Here is a 17,143-nt window from a genome sequence, read left to right on the forward strand (position 1 = left end):
CCGTAATAGTCTCGCACTGATTTTTATGCGTGCAGCGTGTGATACAGAGTAGGCGTGCAGCATGTGATACAGCCTACCCGTGCACCATGTGATACAGCTTCGGAAGATGACTTGGCTGGACGCTTACGACCATTCCCCCTTCCCCGTAGGTTGGGTTGAGGTGCACGGCACCGAAGCCCAACGTTGCTCAGACGAATCATGTAGATCACAACCCCCGACAACGCAACGGCTCCGCCGCCTGCGGCCTCGCGCGTTGGGCTTCGCTGCGCTCGACCCAATCTACGGTCGCTTGAATACCGGCAAAACGCCACCCCGTGTCATCAAGCTGACATGTACGAACCGTGAAATGGAAGGGCCACAGCTGTGGCCCTTCATTCACGGCCTTCGAGAATCCCATGACCGTCACCGAGCAGTTGAGCATGTTGGGACACATCCTTGCTCACGGCGACATCACCACGCTGTTCCAGCCCATCGTCTCGCTCTCCGAACGCAGTATCCTCGGCTATGAAGCACTGAGCCGCGGTCCGTCCAACAGCCCGCTGCATTCGCCGATCAACCTGCTGGCCACCGCGCGGCAGGCCGGGCGACTGAACGAACTGGAAATGACCTGTCGGCAAAGCGCCTGCCGCCGCTACAGCCAAGGCGCATTGCGCGGCAAGCTGTTCCTCAACGCATCCCCCGAGACACTGCTCGAAGCATCGCACAAGCCCGGCCGCACGCTGGAGCTGTTGAACGCCTATGGCATCCCGGCCGGCCAGGTGGTCATCGAGCTGACCGAACAGACGCCGACCGACGATTTCGAACTACTGGACAAGGCCCTGCATCACTACCGGGCGATGGGCTTCAGCATCGCTCTCGACGATCTCGGTGCCGGCTATTCGAGCCTGCGGCTGTGGTCGGAACTGCGCCCGGATTACGTGAAGATCGACCGTTACTTCATCGATGGCATCCATCAGGACGCGGTGAAGCGCGAGTTCGTCGAGTCGATCCTCAAGATTGCGCGGGCCTCGCGGGCGCAGGTCATCGCCGAAGGCATAGAGCTGGCGGAAGAACTGACCGTCCTGTCGGATATGGGGGTCGACCTGGTCCAGGGCTATCTGCTCGGACGTCCACAGGAACTCCCCGCGCTGGAAATCGATGACGTGCTGCCTTCGCTGGAGGCGCAACAGGCCGGACTCAACGAGGACACTGGCGACCTTTCCGCCCTGCTCGTGCGCCAGCCGGCGATGTCGGCCGAGCGACCGGTCGCCGAGATGCTGGAAACCTTCCGCCTGCAGGCCAGCCTGAACTCCATCGCCGTGCTGGATGCCGACGAAAGGCCAGTGGGTATCGTCCACCGCAACCTGATATCAGGCGCCCTGCTCAAACCCTTCGCCACCGATCTGCTGGCGCGCAAGCCGATCAGTCGCCTGATGAGCACCGACTTTCTCGCGGTCGAACTCGGCCAGTCATTGCAGCAGGTCAGTCGCCTGCTCACCAGCCGTGCCCGTCAGCGCATCGAGGAGGATTTCGTCATCACCCTGGCCGGGCGCTATCACGGACTCGGGCGGGTCATCGACGTGCTCAGGCTGATCACCGAAATGAAGATCCAGCAGGCCCGCCACGCCAATCCACTGACCTTGCTGCCGGGCAACGTGCCGATCCAGCAATGCCTGACGCGCCTGCTGCAACAGAAACGCGACGCGCTGATCTGCTACGTGGACATCGACAACTTCAAACCTTTCAATGACCTCTACGGCTACGCCAAGGGCGACGAGGTCCTGCTGTGCCTGGCGCATTGCCTGAACGAAAGCGTCGACCCGGGCTTCGATTTCGTCGGTCATATCGGCGGCGACGATTTCATGCTGGTCTTGACCAGCACCGACTGGGAGCGGCGCATCGAACAGCTGCTGCAAGAATTTCACAGGCGCTGCCAGCTCTTCTACCGCAGTGAGCATCTGGCCGCGGGCTGCTTCATCGCCTCCAGCCGCGAAGGACGTGAACAACGCTATCCATTACTGGCCCTGTCGATCGGCGCGGTCAGGGTGCGTGCGCAGAACTGCGACCAACTGGATGCCGCCGGGCTCGCCGCCCTGGCCTCCGACGCCAAGCGGCAGGCCAAGCAGGAAAGCGGCTCGAGCCTCTACCTGATCGACTCGGCCGACCTGCCGGCCGCGACTCACAAGCCCAGCTTGGCCGCCTTCGACTTGTAGCGGTCGGCCTGTTGCGCATCGGCGCCGAGGCCATGGCCACCTGCGCGGTAAAGCTGCTCGAGGCGCACCGTGGCCAACGGATGCCCGGCATCGGCGGCCTTCGACCACCAGCGTGCCGCCTCGCCGCCATCCGGGCCGTGCGTGGCATCTTCGCTCAGACTGATCACGCCCATCTGGTAGGCGGCCTTGGCATCCCCCGCCTCGGCCGCCAGTCGCAGCAAGCGGGCGCCCTCTTGCTTGGCGCCGAAACCCTGGCCGCGAAAATACAGGATATGGCCGTAGAAGCTCTGGGCGCCCACATTGCCCAGCGCAGCCATCCGCGAGAACTGCCCCTCCATCCAGCGCCAGAGTTTCGGCTGGCTAACAGCCTGGCGCGACATCATCAACTTGCGGGCAACGAAATATCCAATCCCGGCACGCAGTTTCCACAACATCAGGGCACCTCCGGATAATCGAACTCGAATACGCGCGCCACCTCCCCGGCATGCCAGGACGCAGCGGCAAAGCCGTCGGCCGCCCCATTGAAGCGGCCCAGGCGAGCAGCGCATTCGAAGAAACCGGTCCTGGGCAACCGGCTGGCACCCTGGCTGATGACCAGGGCACTGCGCAACGGTCGCTCCGAACGAGCATCCAGCGCGGCAAGGTGCTCCAGTGCCGCAGTAAGTGTCTGCATGGCAGGCGTGGGCAACTGCAGGCGTTCGACCAACGCCCGGTAGGTCACCAGATGGCGTTGGCGGCGCGCTTCGGCCAGTTCGGCCAGCAGCGCCTGCCAGTGCTGGCGGCTGATGCTCACAGCCGCAGGTCGCTGACTCAAGCGTCGTCCTCCCAGCCAGAGACACCCAACGCGCGGGCCAGCGCACGACGAATGGCGGTATCCGGCTCACGCTCTCCGGCTTCGATCAATCCAAGATAGGCCGGGCTGATGCCTACCGAACGGGCCAGGGCTTCCTGGCTCATGCCCTGTGCCGCACGCAGGGTGGATAGCTGCGTCAGGGCAGGCTTCTGCGCCTGGACAGGAGAATGGTCCTTGGCCGCCGACGGTTGGGCGCCGACGGCATTCAGAAGCGCCTGATACTCCTCCCATGGCAGTACGGCATATTCCGGCGAACCGTCACGCACGATGACCTGGACATTCATTCGCGTTCCCCTGGCAGCTAACGATCAGAGGCAGAATCTTAACAGCCTGAGGGAATCCTTGAAGCGACAAACCGGGCACAGCGAAGCGTGAATCGGAACCTGAACCGCAAAAGCATGGGTATCGCCCCGCAGCAGTCAGGCGGAGCCTCCACCGGCCCTGGGTTCGGTCAGTTCCGGCAAGCGTTGCAGTCCGGCTCTGCGCTCCGCGGTCTGCGCATCCCTCCAGAGCCGGAAGGCCTGCAACTCATCCGACCACTTGCGCATCACCCAGGTGAGTACGGCCAGGTCATCGACCAGGCCAAGCCCCGGCAGCCAGTCAGGGATGGCGTCGATGGGCGAGAGGAAATAAAGCAAGCCGGCGACCACAGCCACCAGGGCTTGTGGACTTATCGCCCGGTACTCGCCACGCCACCAGGCGACGCAAAGGGCCTGAAACAGGCTCAGGTCTTCGCGCAACCCCTTCAGCAAGCCCCGCTTCGAGGATGATTTGCGTGCCACGGCAAGCAGCAGGGCGGGAATCTTGCCGTGTCTGATCAAACGCTGCGCGAGAGGGAAGTAGCGCAGGAAATTCCAGGGAGCTTTCATCTCGAATTCCTGTAGCCAGCGTCATTGCTGACATTGAAAGGTTATCCACCGAAGCTGTGGATAAACCTGTTTACAGATTATGGATGACTGCCGCAAACGCCCTATCCATGGGCCCCCACAACGGATCGACGTTTTTTTGTCCAGCTCATCAAGTCATTCAAAATCAATGACTTATGCAAGAGCACAGGATATTGCCGGGGAAGATTGAGAAGCGGGCAAGATACTATTCCCAATGTGCATAACCCATAGGAAGTCAATGCTTTTCACAAGCATTTTGACTGGCAGATGCACGGGGCGTTCGACCTGAAGGCGACTATAGCCGCCTTGGTCGAAGGGCTGATCGTTGCGAACAGCCCTCATGACGCAGCGTTATTGCAAGCTAAGCTTGCTGCGATTCTTTTCCAGCGTGGAAGCACCGATGCCTTTGACTTCCAGCAGCTCGTCCAGCGAACTGAACGGGCCATGTTCCTCGCGATAGGCCACGATGGCCTGGGCTTTGGTCGCGCCGATGCCCTTCAGCTCGCGGTTGAGCGTTTCCGCATCGGCCGTATTGAGATTTACCGTTACCGCTTGGGCGACTGCCGCGGCAGGCGCATCGGCGGGGCTGGATTGGGGAGCGGCATGGCTGGAGAGGGAGGCACTGGCAAGCAATGCGAAAGCCACAGAAGCAAGAAAAGCCTTGGTCATGTTCATGTCCTTATGAAGTCGAGATGAGCCGCGGGACTTCCTGCTCCGCGTTCAGTCAATTTAACCACCAACAGTTCGATGTCAAAAACGAGGCCGCATTTTTGCGAACCTCGTCAACTTTCATCACCGCATGGCATTGAACAGGTTGAGGCTGCTGATCTTCACGTAGCTCTGCTGCGCCGCCTCGAGAATGATGGTCTGGAACGAGAGTCGCGACAGCGCCTCGGCATAATCCAGCTCGCGCAATTCGGCCTGTACCGACTGGTTCACCAGCGCCACGTCTTCGTTGTCGGTCAGGGTGGTATCGATCACGTTCAAGCGTGCGCCGATATTGCCCCGCGCGGCATCGACGCTGACCATGCCGTGATCGAGGTTGGTCAGACTCACCGCCACCGCATCGCGAATGTCGGCATTGCTGGAAGCCGGGTCTTCCAGGGTCATGCGCAGGTTGGCAATGGTGCTCAGGATGCCCTGCTTCTGCGCCGAGGGGTCCAGGGTGATTTCTATCGACTCCCCACCGGTCGGCATGCCATCGAACTTGATCATCACGCCGCGGAAGATCAGCTCGTCGGCGGTTTCCCCGTCCCCATCGACCGAGCCCGAGGCGAGCACCTGACCCGGAATGGCGTAAGGATCGGCAAAATCCGCCGGCGGATTATCCAGAGCGTAGACGACGTACTCGGTCTCGGAAGTGAAGTGCACGCCCACACCCGCCGCCGGAAACGCCGGGTTGCCCGCGACAGAGACCTCGTCCTGCACCAGGGGAGCGGAAACGCTCAATGTCGAACCGGGCGCGGCCGCCGAGCTATCGACTTCGCTCCTGTAGCGCCCCGCATTGGTGACGTTCTCGAATACCGCCTTGCCGCTGTCGCTGATGGCGATGCTCAGCGAACTGGCGATCTGCAGCTTGCGCTGGCCTTCGTCGCCCTGGTAGCTGTAGCTGCCGTCGGCGGCACGCACGAAGGGCTGCGTCTTGCCCTGGAAGCCGGAAAACAGGTACTCGCCACGCGCATTGCGGGTGTTCATCAACGACAGCAGTTCGTCCTCGCGCTCACGCAGTTCGGCGGCGATGGACTGGCGATCCTCCGCATCGAGAGAACCGTTGCCGGCGCGCAAGGCCAGCTCGCGCACGCGCAGCAGCACGGTATTCACCGAGTTGAGCGTCACTTCCTCCTGGGTCAGGCTGCTGTTCGCCGCCGTAAGGTTGGAGTTGTACTGGCTCAGCACGTTCTGCTGCTGTTCCAGCTGCAGCAAGCGCACCGAGGCGACCGGGTCGTCGGCCGGCGTGAGGATGCGATTGCCGGTGCTGATCTGCTCCTGGGTGCGCGTGACGTTGGCATAGTTGCGCTGCAGTCCGGTGACGCCGTTGTTGAAGGCTTGCAAGGTCGAGATGCGCATGGACGGGCCTGTTACCTGAAGGAGCTGATCAATGTATCGAACAAAGAGCGGGCAACTTGAATGATCTGGGCCGAGGCGTTGTAGTACTGCTCGAACTTGATCAGGTTGGCCGCTTCTTCGTCGAGGTTGACCGCCGATAACGAATCACGGTTGTCGGTGGCCTGCTTGAGGATGGAACCGGTCGCTTCGCTGTCCATCCGCGCCTGCGCCGTCAAAGTGCCGACCCGCTCGACCAGCTCACCATAGCCGTCGGTGAAGCTGAAGCCCGAGCCGGCGACGGAGCCGTCGACGCCGACGGTCTGCTTGCTCTGCAGATCGGCCAGCTTCAACGCATTGCGGTTGTCCGATACACCGCTCTGGTTGAAGGTGAGCGAGAAGCTGTCGTCCGTCTGTGGCCGTCCGCTGACGCTGAAATCGAACCGGTAGGTCTCTCCCGAGGCGCCCGTATAGGCCAGCCGCACGGTGTTGCTGTTGCCGGACTGGAGCGTCGGAGCCGCTGCCAGCGGATTGCCTTTTTCATCCACATAAGACCAGCCGGCAGGCAAAGAGCCCGTATCGGTCAGGGTATAGGTGCCGTTGGCGTTGACGTTCGCCGTCAGGTTCAATCCACTGCCGAAGGCCGTATTGAGCTCGGCAAGGTCGATGGGCGAAGGCGCGGCCACCATGTCCGGCTGGCTGATCGCGCCGGTACCGGCGTTCTGCAGGTCGCTCTCGGCACGCACCGGCGACGCGAAGGCGAGCTGGTCGGCCTGGTCGAGCACGGCGCTGATGTCCGTGGCGCCGCGACGCGTGGGTTGCAGGGTGAACTTGTCGCCGGCCGCCGGTGCCGGCGTCCCCGGTACGATCTGGAAGCCCTGGTCGCGGCCGTTCCTGTCGGTGATGGTCAGGGTGCCGTCCGCGGCGGTGGTGACCGTCATCGGCTGGTTGTCACTCAAGCGCCGGACCTTGTAGTTGGTGCCGTCATACTCCATCAGGTAGTCGCTGGTGGTCAGCACACTGGTGTCGGTGATGTTCAACGCCGGCTGCGCGTTGCTGCTGTTGCCGGAGTAGGCGTTGACCCGCAGCTTGGCCAGCGCCGGGTCGTTGTAATCGCCGAACAGCGCAGCCCCCACCTGGCCTTTCAGGTCCAGGCCCTGCCCCAGCTGGCTGTTGATCTGGTCGCTGACCGCCAGCGCCAGCCGTCCCAGCGAGTTCATGGTCGAATCCAGCACTTCCTCGCGATAACGGATCAGGCCGCCCAGCTCGCCGCCGGTGATCTGCGAGGTGATGCCCTGCCGCGAGCCGCCACTGATGAACTGCACCTCGTGGCGATTGGGATCACCCTGCCCCGGCACCACTTCCAGGCGCGCCACGCTGCTGCCCACCACCAGCGGCTGGCCGCTGCCGATGAAGATGTTGAAGCTGCTGTCGTCCTGCGGCACCACGGTCACGCCGATATAGGTGGAAAGCTGGCGTACGGCCTCGTCGCGGGCATCGAGCAGGTCGTTCGGCTGCTTGCCGTTGGCGGCAGCGACGGCGATCGCCTCGTTCAGGCTGCCGATGCTGCCAGCCAGCCGGTTGACCTGGTCGGTGACCGCGGCCATCTGCTTGTTGGTGAAGCTGTTCTGCTCGGAAAGCCGGTCGTAGACGGTGTTGAAGCGCCGCGCCAGCCCCTCGGCTTCCGCCAGCACCAGTTGCCGCGCGGGAATGTTGGCGGGGTCCTCGGCGGCGGTCTGCAGCGCGGAGAAGAAGCTCTGCAGCGAAGGCGTGATGCCGGTCGTGCTGCCGGCCAGCAGCGAGTCGAGCTGGTCGATCTGGCTCTTGTAGGCCGCGACGTCGCTGTACAGCGAGGTGCTGCTGCGCAACTGGCTGGTGAGGAACTCGCTGTAGGTCCGGCGCACGTCCACCAGCGTGGTACCGGAGCCGATATAGCCGGCGCCGCTGAACTGCGCCGAACGGGTCGCCTGGGATGCGTCCTGGCGGCTGTAGCCCGGGGTGTTGACGTTGGTGATGTTGTGGCCGGTGATGGACAGCTGGGTCTTGCTGGCAGCGAGGCCGGACAGGCCAATGTTCAATAGGTCAGCCATGATTTAGCCTCTGGTCCGCATGGCGGGCGCCGAACTCGCGTCGGCGACGGTCTGGTAAGTCTGCATCTTGCGTGCGATCTGGCTGATCTTGCGCGCGTACTGCGGGTCGGTGGCATATCCGGCTTTCTGCAGTTCCTTGACGAAGCGCTCGGAATCGCCGGTGTTGCTCGCCACCTGGATGGCGGTGCGGTAGCGATCGTTGTTTTCCAACAGGGTGACGTAATCGTTGAAGCTGTGCTCGAACGAGTCATAGGCGCGGAAGCCCGCCTTCTCGCGGGTGGCCTTGCCATTGACGTATTCGGTGGTCGTCACGGTCGCCGATGCGCCCTGCCAGCCGGTGGACTTGATGCCGAACAGGTTGTGGCTGTTGCTGCCATCCTTCTGGCGGATCATGGATTTGCCCCAGCCGGTTTCCAGCGCGGCCTGGGCGACCAGGAAGCGCGGCTCGACGCCCAGGCGCTGCGCGGCCTTCTCGGCCATGGGCAGCATGGTGGCGATGAATTCTTCCGGCGAGCCGAAGCGGGTCTTGCTCGGTGCCCTGGCGGTATCGACCTCGACGCCGTTGACGGTCAACGGCTTGCCCTGCGGCGCGGCGAAGGCGGTGGCGGGCTGCCAGTCGAGGTTCACCAGCGGCTGTGGCGTATCGGTACCGCGTGCCGGATCGGTCGCCGAGACGTTCGCCAGCTGCCGCTCGCTCACCCGGCCCGGCAGCGCCAGGCGCCGCTGGTTGAGCAAGCGCGAATCGTCGCGCACGGACTCGGCGGCCGCCGCCGGCTTGCTCGGCCAGGCCGCGCCCTCGGTCTGGGCGACCTGCGCGAACGGGTTGCTGCGCGTGACCGCCTCGGTCTGCTTGCTCAACTGGCGCACCAGCACGTCGGCCAGACCGATGCCGCCGCCCTCCTTCGACAGGCTGACCGACAGCTGCTGGTCGTACATGTCCTGATACTGCTTGCTGGCCTGGCTGTTGAGCGGGTTGTCCTTGGCCAGGACCTCGGTAGCCGAGCGCATCGACTTGAGCATCTCGTTGAGAAACAGCGACTCGAATTCCTGCGCGACCTTGCGCACGTTCTCTTCGCCGTCCCGGTCCTTGCCCACCTTCAATTGATTGAGGCGATTGAGGTCGGTGTAGCTGCCGCTGTCGAGGGCGCGTCTGCCGCTGGCGAAGCGATTGTCCATGGCGTTGCCCTTAGATCACGATCAGGTCGGCTTGCAGCGCGCCGGCCTGCTTGAGCGCTTCGAGGATGGCCATCAGGTCGCTGGGTGCAGCGCCCACCTGATTCACCGCCCGGACGATCTCGTCCAGCGTGGTGCCGGGGCCGAACTTGAACATCGGCTTGGCTTCCTGTTCGGCCTTGACCTTGGAGTTGGGGACGACCACGGTCTGGCCACCGGAGAAGGCTTCCGGCTGGCTGACCTGCGGGTCCTCGGTAATGGTCACGGTCAGGCTGCCGTGGGTAACCGCGGCCGGCTGCACGCGCACGTTCTGGCCGATGACGATGGTGCCGGTGCGCGAGTTGATGATGACCTTGGCCACCGCCTGGCCGACCTCGACCTCGAGGTTCTCCAGGATCGACAGGTAGTCCACCCGCTGGTTCGGGTCCAGCGGTGCGCTCACGCTGATCGAGCCACCATCGAGCGCCTGCGCCACACCCGGACCGAGCAGTTCGTTGATCTGGTCGACGATGTTCTTCGCCGTGGTGAAGTCAGGGCGATTGAGGTTCAGCGTCAGCGTATTGCCCTGGTTGAAGCCGCTCGGCACCGGCCGCTCGACGGTCGCGCCGCCGGGGATGCGCCCGGCCGACGGCGAATTGACGGTTATCCGCGAACCGTCCGCGCCACCGGCATCGAAGCCGCCGACCACCAGGTTGCCCTGGGCGATGGCGTAGACGTTGCCATCGATCCCCTTGAGCGGCGCCATCAGCAGGCTGCCGCCGCGCAGGCTCTTGGCGTTGCCGATCGAGGAAACCGTGATATCGATGGTCTGGCCCGGCTTGGCGAAGGGCGGCAGCTCGGCATGGATGGACACCGCGGCGACGTTCTTCAGCTGGATGTTGCCGCCGCTCGGCACCTTGATGCCGAACTGCGCCAGCATGTTGTTGAAGGTCTGCACGGTGAATGGCGTCTGCGTGGTCTGGTCGCCACTGCCGTTGAGGCCCACCACCAGCCCGTAGCCGATCAGCTGGTTGGCGCGCACGCCGTGGATGGTCGCCACGTCCTTGAGTCGCTCGGCCTGGGCGTTCGCGCAGAGGAACAGCAACCCGGTGAGCAGAAGCATTTTCTTCAGCATGCCATCGGCTCCGGTCAGAACGGCCACAGGGGGCTCATGAAGAAGCGGTCCAGCCAGCCCGGCTGGCTGGCGTCGGCGAAGGCGCCGGTGCCCGAATAGGTGATGCGCGCATCGGCGATGCGGGTCGATGACACGGTGTTGTCGGTGGCGATATCGTCCTGGCGCACCAGGCCGGCGATGCGCACCAGTTCGTCGCCGGTGTTGAGCGTCATCCACTTCTCGCCGCGCACGGCCAGGATGCCATTGGGCAGCACTTCGGAAACGGTCACGGTGATCGAACCGGACAGGCTGTTGCTCTGCCCCGCCTGGCCGGAGCCGGAGGTGTCGCGCGAAGCGTCGTACTCGGCCCCGAGGCTCATGGAATTGCCGGTCAGCGGATTGGCCATCGAAACAGCACCGCCGAACAGCGAGCCGAGGCCGATATTCGCGCTGCTGTCCTTCGACAGTTTGGAGCTCGCGTTCTTGCTGGCCTGGGTACGCTCGTTCAGCGTGATGGTGATGATGTCGCCGACCCGGTAGGCCTTGCGGTCGTCGTAGAGATAGTTCTCGAAACCCGCCTGGTAGATCGCGCCGTTGTTCTGTGCGGCTGGCAGCGGCGTGCGCGGCAGCACCGGCGCATAGTAGGGATCGTTCGGCTTGGGTGCGGGGGCGACGCACCCGGCCAGCACGAAGGCGGACGACAGCGAGACAACGATCAACAAGCGGCTCATAGACACCTCAAGCCCTGACAGGCCATCGAAACGACTGCGGGCGCGGCCAATGCCTGCCCGTATACAACGGCTAACGGTCAACGCCCGATCAGAGCTGCTGCGTGACGAACGACAGCATCTGGTCGGCGGTGGAAATCACCTTGGAATTCATCTCGTAGGCGCGCTGGGTGGTGATCATGTTGACCAGTTCCTCGACGACGCTGACGTTGGAGTTCTCCAGGGTGTTCTGCAATACGGTACCCAACCCGTTCAGGCCCGGCGTGCTGACCTGCGGGGCGCCGCTGGCGGCGGTTTCCAGGAACAGGTTGCTGCCCATGGCCTGCAGGCCGGCGGGGTTGATGAAGTCGGCGGTCTGGATGTTGCCGATGATCTGCGGCTGGGCATTGCCCAGCGTGGTGACCGACACGGTGCCGTCTTCGCCGACGGTGAAGGTCTGGGTTTCCGGCGGCACGACGATGGCCGGCTCCAGCGCATAGCCATTGGCGGTGACCAGCTGGCCGTCGGAACTCAGGTGGAAGCTGCCGTCGCGGGTGTAGGACACCGTGCCATCGGGCAGCAGCACCTGGAAGAAGCCACGGCCATTGATGGCCATGTCCAGCGGTTGCTCGGTGGTCTGCAGGCTACCGGTGGTGAAGATCTTCTGGGTACCGGTCACGCGCACGCCGGTGCCCAGCTGCAGGCCGGACGGCAGTTCGCTGTCCTGGCTGGACTGGCCGCCGGGCTGGCGGCGGATCTGGTACAGCAGGTCCTGGAATTCCGCGCGATCGCGCTTGAAGCCGGTGGTGGAGACGTTGGCCAGGTTGTTGGAAATGGTCGTCAGGTTCATGTCCTGGGCGGACAAACCGGTCTTGCTGACCCAAAGTGCTGGAAGCATGTGCTTTCTCCTCGTGCGCCGGCCAGGCGCTACGCGCTGGTGTTAGCTGAGTTGCAGTACGCGAGCCATGGCAGCCGCGTCGTCTTCGGCGGTGCGCATCATCTTCACGTGCAGTTCGAACTGGCGGGACAGCGCCAGCATGGACGTCATCTCGGCAACGGCATTGACGTTGCTCGCCTCGAGAAACCCGGAGGTGACCCGTACGTTGGCATCCGCCTCGAGAGGCTGCCCGCCCTTCATGCGGATCAGGCCGTCGGTGCCCTTTTCCAACTGCTGCGGATCGGGGTTGACCAGCTTGAGCCGATCCACCGTGACCACGATGTTCGGGTCCTCGCCCAGGGCACGAATGCTGATGGTGCCGTCCTGGCCGATGTCCACCTTTTCCTCCGGCGGAATGGCGATCGGCCCGCCGTTGCCGAGCACCGGCATGCCGTCGGCGGTGCGCAACATGCCCAGCGCGTCGATGTTCAGGCTGCCGGTACGCACGTAGGCTTCGCTGCCATCCGGCGCCTGCACCGCGATCCAGCCCTCGCCTTCCACGGCGACATCCAGATCCCGGCCGGTTTCCTGCAGCGCACCGGCGGTGAAATCGGTCCCCGGACGCTCCGACATCGCGTAGACGCGGGCCGGATAGCTGTCGCCGAACACCTGCATCGAACGCGCCTGCTCGAAATCCCGGCGAAAGCCCGTGGTGGAGAGGTTCGCCAGATTGTTGGCGTGCGCCTGCTGGGCCCGCGCATTCTGGCTGGCACCGGTCATGGCCACGTAGAGCATCTTGTCCATCGACATCTCCGAGACGCGAGATTGACACTTGCGATTCTGTTAGTCACGAAAATGCAAGGCGCGTGCCACAGCCCAGGAAGAAACCCAGGCCACTGAAATAGAAAGACTTTCCAAAAAAGAAGAAGGCCCTGGCGGGCCTTCTTTCACGAGAGCGGCGGAATACTGCCGTCGGCGGCAATGCGCTTGCCGCTCATGCTCAACGCAGGTTGATGATGGTCTGGGTGACCGCGCTTTCGGTTTCGATGGTCTTGGCGTTGGCCTGATAGTTGCGCTGGGCGACGATCAGGTTGACCAGTTGATCCGACAGCTCGACGTTGGAATCTTCCAGCGCCCCGGCCTGCAGCGCGCCCAAGGTGCCGGAACCCGGGGTACCGATCACCGGTTCGCCGGACTCGAACGACTGCACCCACTGGGTCTTGCCCACCGGAGTCAGCCCCTGCACGTTGGCGAAGTTGGCGAGGATGATCTGTCCCTGCACCTTGGACTGGCCGTTGGTGTAGCGCGCGAAGATCACGCCGGTATCGTCGATTTCCAGCCCCGCCAGTTCGCCGGTGGTGTAACCGTCCTGGGCCACGCTGTTGACGGCGAAGGAACTGGCGAACTGGGACGACTTGGCGAAGTCCATGACGATCCCGCCCGGGTTGGCCAGGGCGCCATTGGCCGACCAGGTCGCGGGGGTGCCGCCATCGGAAATGGCCGGAATCCAACCCCCGGTGGGCGGCGTGCCGGTAGCGGAGTTCAGCGTCACCTTCAGGTCGGGCGAAACGCTGAACGGCGACGCGCTGGCATTGCTGATGCCGGTAAGCGCGCCGGACGAATTGAAGGTCAGCCCCATCACGTAGGGTTGCGGCGGCTCCTGCGCGGGATTGGCAGGATTGCGGCCGTCGATCAGCACCTTCATGTCCCAGGTATTGGCGCCGGTCTTGACGAAGTATTGCGTCATGACGTGGGCGTTGCCCTGCGAATCGTAGATATTCAGCGAGGTGGAGCTGTTATAGGTGGTCGGGTCGGCCGGATTGAAGGTGGCGTTGGCCGCCGCGCGTGCGGCGCTCAGCACCGCCGCATCGCTGGCGGCCAGATTCCCGGCAGCGGCGGCGGCGGTCTCGGCAAGCGGGGTCGCGAAGGCGGTTGCTGCGGCGATCTCTTCGTCGGTCGGGTTGGCAGGGTCGGCAACGCCATTGGCCGGGTCCGCGTAATAGGCGGCCATCTGTGTAGCGAGCGTGCTGTTGTATACCGGCGTATAGGCCGTCTGGTAGGCATCATCGACGATGGCGTCATAAGCCGACTGCCAGGTAACCGGCGACTTCAGCGTCGAGTTCAGGTTGAACGCGGTATTGATGGTACTGGTCGCCTTCGGCGCCTGGTTGGTGGTCTGGATCTGCAGATCACCCACCACACCATTCTGCAGGTTGCCGTTGCCGTCCACCGGGAAACCCTGCAGCTTGTAGCCGAAGTTATCGACCAGGAAGCCTTCGCGATCGGTGCCGAAGTAACCGGCGCGAGTATAGCTCACCGCACCGTTGTTGCTGACCTGGAAGAAGCCGTTGCCATTGATCGCCAGGTCCAGCGCGTTCTGCGTGTAGTTGATGTTGCCCTGGTTGAACTGCTGGGAGATGTTGGACATCAGCACACCGCTACCCTGCGGGTTCTTGCCGGTGCCCAGCACGGACGCCGCGTAGACGTCGGAAAACTCCGCACGCGACTGTTTGAAGCCGACCGTACCGGCGTTGGCGATGTTGTTGCCGGTTACGTTGAGATCCTTGCTCGCGGCGCGCAGGCCGCTGAGACCGATATTGAACGACATGAATGCTCCTTCGCCGGAACTGCCGGCAGTTACGGTCGAGAGTTACTGGCCGATGACCTGGACACTGGAAAGCGGAACGCTGCCGAGCCCGGCAAGATTGAGCAGCAGCTCGCTGCCACCCAGGGTCACGCTGTCGACGTTCGCCGGCAGCAGCGTGTAAAGCCCCTTGGTTTCGCCGTCGTAGGTGGCCTGCGCTTCGAACTTGTAGGTGCCGGGCGGCAAGGTATTGCCGCTGGAATCCTTGCCATCCCACATGAACGAGACGTTGCCGGCCTCCTGCTGCCCCAGGTTGACCCGGCTGACCACCGCGCCGGTATCGTCGTAGACGTTGACGTAGACGTTGTTGCTGCTCACCGGCAGCACCAGGCTGGCCTTGAAGGTCTCGCTGGTATCCACCACCGCCTTGTCGGTCGGCACGATCACCTTGCGCCCGACCAGCGAGGAGGCCTGCAGCGCCTGCGAGGACTGGTAGCCGGAGAGAATGCTTTCCATGCTGGTGTTCAGCTTCTCGACGCCTTCCACCGTACTGAACTGCGCCAGTTGGGCGATGAATTCGCCGTTTTCCTGGGGTTCCAGCGGGTTCTGGTTGTTCAACTGGGCCACCAGCAGCTCGAGGAATTCGTTCTTGCCGAGGTCGTTGCCCTTGACCTCGCGATCCTCGCCGAACTGGTATTGATCGAGTATCGAGCTGGTGCCGCCGACGCCGCTTGTAGTGCTCATGCGTATGCTCTCGTAGGAATCACTGACCCAGCGTCAGGACTTTCTGCAACATGGTCTTGGCCGTGTTCATCAGCTCGGCGTTGGTCTGGAACGCGCGGCTGGCGGAGATCATGTCGGCCATCTCCTCCACCACGTTGACGTTCGGATAGTGGACGTAGCCGTTCTCGTCGGCGGCCGGATGGTTGGGCTCGTAGCGCGCCTGCAGTTCGCTCTGGTCCTCGACCACACCCAATACCTGCACGCCCACCCCGGCCTCGTCCTGTCCGGCGAACAGCGACTCGTTGGGCTGGCCGTTGGCCTGCTGGTACACGGTGGCGAACACCGGATGGCGGGCGCGGTAGGTCTGGTCGACACTCGAGGAGACCGTTTCGGCGTTGGCGATGTTGCTGGAAATGGTGTTCAGCCGAGTGCTCTGGGCGCTCATGCCGCTACCGGCAATGTTGAATACGCTGCTTAGAGACATCGATGGAAACTCCTTTATTCGCCGCGCAGGGCGCTCATCAGCCCCTTGAACTTGCTGTTGAGCAGGGTGAAGCTCGCCTGGAAGTCCACGGCGTTCTTCGCGTAGTTGGATTGTTCGATCTGCAGATCGACGGTGTTCTGGTCCAGGGACGGATGGGTCGGCGTACGGAAGCGCAGCGAGGCATCGGCAATCTCCAATCCCTCGGCGGCAATATGCTTGTCGCTGGTCCGGGTGACGCCGAAGCCGCCCTGGCTCTTCGCCGACTGCTCGGCGAGCACGCTGTCGAAGTCGAGATCACGGGCCTTGTAGTTGGGCGTATCGGCATTGGCAATGTTGTTCGCCAGCACTTCGGCACGCTGCGAGCGGAAACCAAGCGCCTTCTCGTGAATGCCCAACGCCTTGTCGAAACTGATGCTCATGAATCTGGCCCTCTGCCGGATACAAGTCTGCTTGCGCATACTCCAGCAAAGCCCATGCCATAGAACACAAGCCATTGATTTAATAGGATTTATCGATACACGCGCAGTTCGCTGGCGTCAAAAGCGGCAAGACTTTTCCGCCGTTTTGCCGCAACCGCCATCTTGCATGACGGTTTTCTGCCGCCTTATTTCGCCTTGTAGATGATGCCCGGGCTGCACTGGACCATCTGGTACAGCTCCGGCAGCCCGTTGAGCGCCTCCGAGGCGCCGAGGAACAGGTAGCCACCCGGACGCAGGGTCGCATGGATGCGCTTGAGGATGTCCTTCTTCACATCGGCGGAAAAGTAGATCAGCACATTGCGGCAGAACACGATGTCGAACTTGCCCAGGGCGGCGTAACTGTCCAGCAGATTCTGGACCTTGAACTCGACGCGCGTGCGAATGGCCGGCTTCACCGCCCAGCGCCCGGGTGCCTTGAGGTCGAAGTAACGCTGCAGGCGCTCGGTGGAAAGCCCACGGGCAATCGCCAGGCTGTCGTACTCGGCCGCCTTGCAGGCAGCCAGCATCGCGCCCGACAGCTCGGTGGCCACGATCTGTATGCCGGTCTTCGGCTGGCTGGGATTGGCGCGCTCGTACTCGTCGATCGCCATCGACAGCGAATAGGGCTCCTGCCCCGAGGAACAGGCGGCCGACCAGATGCGCAGGCGCTGGCCGGAACCGGACTTGAGCATTTCCGGCAGGACCCGGCTCTTGAGCACTTCGAACGGGTAGGTATCGCGAAACCACAGCGTCTCGTTGGTGGTCATCGCATCGACGACCTGCTCGCGCAGGCCGCTGCGCGGCTGCGCCTGGATCCTGCGGACCAGATCGCCCAGCGTCTTGATACCCTGCTGCTCCATCAGCTTGTTCAGCCGACTGGACACCAGATACTGCTTGTTGCTGCCAAGCAGAATGCCGCACGTCTTCTCTAGAAATACCCGGAACTGCTCGAAATCCAGATCAACTGACACTAATAAAG

The 17,143-nt window shown here is 63.2% G+C and carries 18 protein-coding genes; 1 reads left to right on the plus strand and 17 read right to left on the minus strand.

Features of this window, described 5'->3' with window-relative positions; genetic code table 11:
• The first annotated feature begins 395 nt into the window (after nucleotides 1-395).
• Nucleotides 396-2,192, plus strand: a complete 1,797-nt coding sequence (locus CXK94_RS20660; RefSeq protein WP_102895714.1) for a bifunctional diguanylate cyclase/phosphodiesterase — start codon at nucleotides 396-398, stop codon at nucleotides 2,190-2,192.
• Here the strand turns inward: CXK94_RS20660 and CXK94_RS20665 are convergent.
• From CXK94_RS20665 to cheR, 17 genes are all read right to left on the minus strand, one after another.
• The gene (locus tag CXK94_RS20665; protein WP_102895715.1) at nucleotides 2,159-2,626 is read right to left on the minus strand and encodes a sel1 repeat family protein; all 468 of its coding nucleotides are present in this window, start codon (nucleotides 2,624-2,626) and stop codon (nucleotides 2,159-2,161) included. The genes CXK94_RS20660 and CXK94_RS20665 overlap by 34 nt on opposite strands.
• Entirely contained in the window at nucleotides 2,626-3,006 is a 381-nt protein-coding gene (locus CXK94_RS20670; RefSeq protein ID WP_102895716.1) for a hypothetical protein, read from the minus strand. The genes CXK94_RS20665 and CXK94_RS20670 overlap by 1 nt, the downstream gene beginning before the upstream one ends.
• Nucleotides 3,003-3,329, minus strand: coding sequence for a helix-turn-helix transcriptional regulator (locus tag CXK94_RS20675; RefSeq protein ID WP_102895717.1), 327 nt, complete (start codon nucleotides 3,327-3,329; stop codon nucleotides 3,003-3,005). The genes CXK94_RS20670 and CXK94_RS20675 overlap by 4 nt, the downstream gene beginning before the upstream one ends.
• Before the next feature lie 135 nt (nucleotides 3,330-3,464).
• Nucleotides 3,465-3,914 (minus strand): YkvA family protein, encoded by a 450-nt coding sequence (locus CXK94_RS20680; RefSeq protein ID WP_037039825.1) that lies wholly within the window; start codon nucleotides 3,912-3,914, stop codon nucleotides 3,465-3,467.
• 369 nt (nucleotides 3,915-4,283) lie between these two features.
• On the minus strand, nucleotides 4,284-4,601 hold the full coding sequence (locus tag CXK94_RS20685) for a ComEA family DNA-binding protein (protein ID WP_102895755.1): 318 nt from the start codon (nucleotides 4,599-4,601) through the stop codon (nucleotides 4,284-4,286).
• Between the two features lie 123 nt (nucleotides 4,602-4,724).
• Nucleotides 4,725-5,999, minus strand: coding sequence for a flagellar hook-associated protein FlgL (flgL, locus tag CXK94_RS20690; RefSeq protein ID WP_102895718.1), 1,275 nt, complete (start codon nucleotides 5,997-5,999; stop codon nucleotides 4,725-4,727).
• A gap of 11 nt (nucleotides 6,000-6,010) precedes the next feature.
• Nucleotides 6,011-8,065 (minus strand): flagellar hook-associated protein FlgK, encoded by a 2,055-nt coding sequence (flgK, locus tag CXK94_RS20695; RefSeq protein WP_102895719.1) that lies wholly within the window; start codon nucleotides 8,063-8,065, stop codon nucleotides 6,011-6,013.
• Nucleotides 8,066-8,068: 3 nt separating this feature from the next.
• Nucleotides 8,069-9,241 carry a flagellar assembly peptidoglycan hydrolase FlgJ gene (flgJ, locus tag CXK94_RS20700; protein WP_102895720.1) on the minus strand — a complete coding sequence of 391 codons (1,173 nt, stop codon included), beginning with the start codon at nucleotides 9,239-9,241 and terminating at the stop codon, nucleotides 8,069-8,071.
• 10 nt (nucleotides 9,242-9,251) lie between these two features.
• Nucleotides 9,252-10,352 (minus strand): flagellar basal body P-ring protein FlgI, encoded by a 1,101-nt coding sequence (locus tag CXK94_RS20705; RefSeq protein ID WP_164838444.1) that lies wholly within the window; start codon nucleotides 10,350-10,352, stop codon nucleotides 9,252-9,254.
• Between the two features lie 14 nt (nucleotides 10,353-10,366).
• Nucleotides 10,367-11,062 carry a flagellar basal body L-ring protein FlgH gene (gene flgH / locus CXK94_RS20710; RefSeq protein WP_037039818.1) on the minus strand — a complete coding sequence of 232 codons (696 nt, stop codon included), beginning with the start codon at nucleotides 11,060-11,062 and terminating at the stop codon, nucleotides 10,367-10,369.
• 88 nt (nucleotides 11,063-11,150) lie between these two features.
• Nucleotides 11,151-11,936, minus strand: a complete 786-nt coding sequence (gene flgG, locus CXK94_RS20715) for a flagellar basal-body rod protein FlgG (RefSeq protein WP_037039815.1) — start codon at nucleotides 11,934-11,936, stop codon at nucleotides 11,151-11,153.
• A 42-nt stretch (nucleotides 11,937-11,978) separates the two neighbouring features.
• Nucleotides 11,979-12,719, minus strand: coding sequence for a flagellar basal-body rod protein FlgF (gene flgF, locus CXK94_RS20720; RefSeq protein ID WP_102895721.1), 741 nt, complete (start codon nucleotides 12,717-12,719; stop codon nucleotides 11,979-11,981).
• Nucleotides 12,720-12,915: 196 nt separating this feature from the next.
• Nucleotides 12,916-14,523, minus strand: a complete 1,608-nt coding sequence (locus CXK94_RS20725; RefSeq protein ID WP_102895722.1) for a flagellar hook protein FlgE — start codon at nucleotides 14,521-14,523, stop codon at nucleotides 12,916-12,918.
• Between the two features lie 42 nt (nucleotides 14,524-14,565).
• A complete protein-coding gene (gene flgD / locus CXK94_RS20730; protein ID WP_102895723.1) occupies nucleotides 14,566-15,243 on the minus strand; it encodes a flagellar hook assembly protein FlgD in 678 nt (225 codons plus the stop codon).
• Nucleotides 15,244-15,262: 19 nt separating this feature from the next.
• On the minus strand, nucleotides 15,263-15,706 hold the full coding sequence (gene flgC / locus CXK94_RS20735) for a flagellar basal body rod protein FlgC (protein ID WP_037039813.1): 444 nt from the start codon (nucleotides 15,704-15,706) through the stop codon (nucleotides 15,263-15,265).
• 14 nt (nucleotides 15,707-15,720) lie between these two features.
• The gene (flgB, locus tag CXK94_RS20740; RefSeq protein ID WP_020307314.1) at nucleotides 15,721-16,125 is read right to left on the minus strand and encodes a flagellar basal body rod protein FlgB; all 405 of its coding nucleotides are present in this window, start codon (nucleotides 16,123-16,125) and stop codon (nucleotides 15,721-15,723) included.
• Between the two features lie 185 nt (nucleotides 16,126-16,310).
• Nucleotides 16,311-17,135, minus strand: a complete 825-nt coding sequence (cheR, locus tag CXK94_RS20745) for a protein-glutamate O-methyltransferase CheR (RefSeq protein ID WP_102895724.1) — start codon at nucleotides 17,133-17,135, stop codon at nucleotides 16,311-16,313.
• Nucleotides 17,136-17,143 lie beyond the last annotated feature (8 nt).

It is taken from the genome of Stutzerimonas stutzeri (genome assembly GCF_002890915.1).
GTDB lineage: Bacteria > Pseudomonadota > Gammaproteobacteria > Pseudomonadales > Pseudomonadaceae > Stutzerimonas > Stutzerimonas stutzeri_AF.

Coding starts and splice junctions, on each gene's coding strand:
- CXK94_RS20705 (WP_164838444.1), bottom strand. CDS start 10,352: ATGCTGAAGAAAATGCTTCTGCTCACCGGGTTGCTGTTCCTCTGCGCG.
- CXK94_RS20660 (WP_102895714.1), top strand. CDS start 396: ATGACCGTCACCGAGCAGTTGAGCATGTTGGGACACATCCTTGCTCAC.
- CXK94_RS20725 (WP_102895722.1), bottom strand. CDS start 14,523: ATGTCGTTCAATATCGGTCTCAGCGGCCTGCGCGCCGCGAGCAAGGAT.
- flgG (WP_037039815.1), bottom strand. CDS start 11,936: ATGCTTCCAGCACTTTGGGTCAGCAAGACCGGTTTGTCCGCCCAGGAC.
- flgJ (WP_102895720.1), bottom strand. CDS start 9,241: ATGGACAATCGCTTCGCCAGCGGCAGACGCGCCCTCGACAGCGGCAGC.
- flgH (WP_037039818.1), bottom strand. CDS start 11,062: ATGAGCCGCTTGTTGATCGTTGTCTCGCTGTCGTCCGCCTTCGTGCTG.
- flgB (WP_020307314.1), bottom strand. CDS start 16,125: ATGAGCATCAGTTTCGACAAGGCGTTGGGCATTCACGAGAAGGCGCTT.
- CXK94_RS20665 (WP_102895715.1), bottom strand. CDS start 2,626: ATGTTGTGGAAACTGCGTGCCGGGATTGGATATTTCGTTGCCCGCAAG.
- CXK94_RS20680 (WP_037039825.1), bottom strand. CDS start 3,914: ATGAAAGCTCCCTGGAATTTCCTGCGCTACTTCCCTCTCGCGCAGCGT.
- flgK (WP_102895719.1), bottom strand. CDS start 8,065: ATGGCTGACCTATTGAACATTGGCCTGTCCGGCCTCGCTGCCAGCAAG.
- flgD (WP_102895723.1), bottom strand. CDS start 15,243: ATGAGCACTACAAGCGGCGTCGGCGGCACCAGCTCGATACTCGATCAA.
- CXK94_RS20675 (WP_102895717.1), bottom strand. CDS start 3,329: ATGAATGTCCAGGTCATCGTGCGTGACGGTTCGCCGGAATATGCCGTA.
- flgC (WP_037039813.1), bottom strand. CDS start 15,706: ATGTCTCTAAGCAGCGTATTCAACATTGCCGGTAGCGGCATGAGCGCC.
- flgL (WP_102895718.1), bottom strand. CDS start 5,999: ATGCGCATCTCGACCTTGCAAGCCTTCAACAACGGCGTCACCGGACTG.
- CXK94_RS20685 (WP_102895755.1), bottom strand. CDS start 4,601: ATGACCAAGGCTTTTCTTGCTTCTGTGGCTTTCGCATTGCTTGCCAGT.
- flgF (WP_102895721.1), bottom strand. CDS start 12,719: ATGGACAAGATGCTCTACGTGGCCATGACCGGTGCCAGCCAGAATGCG.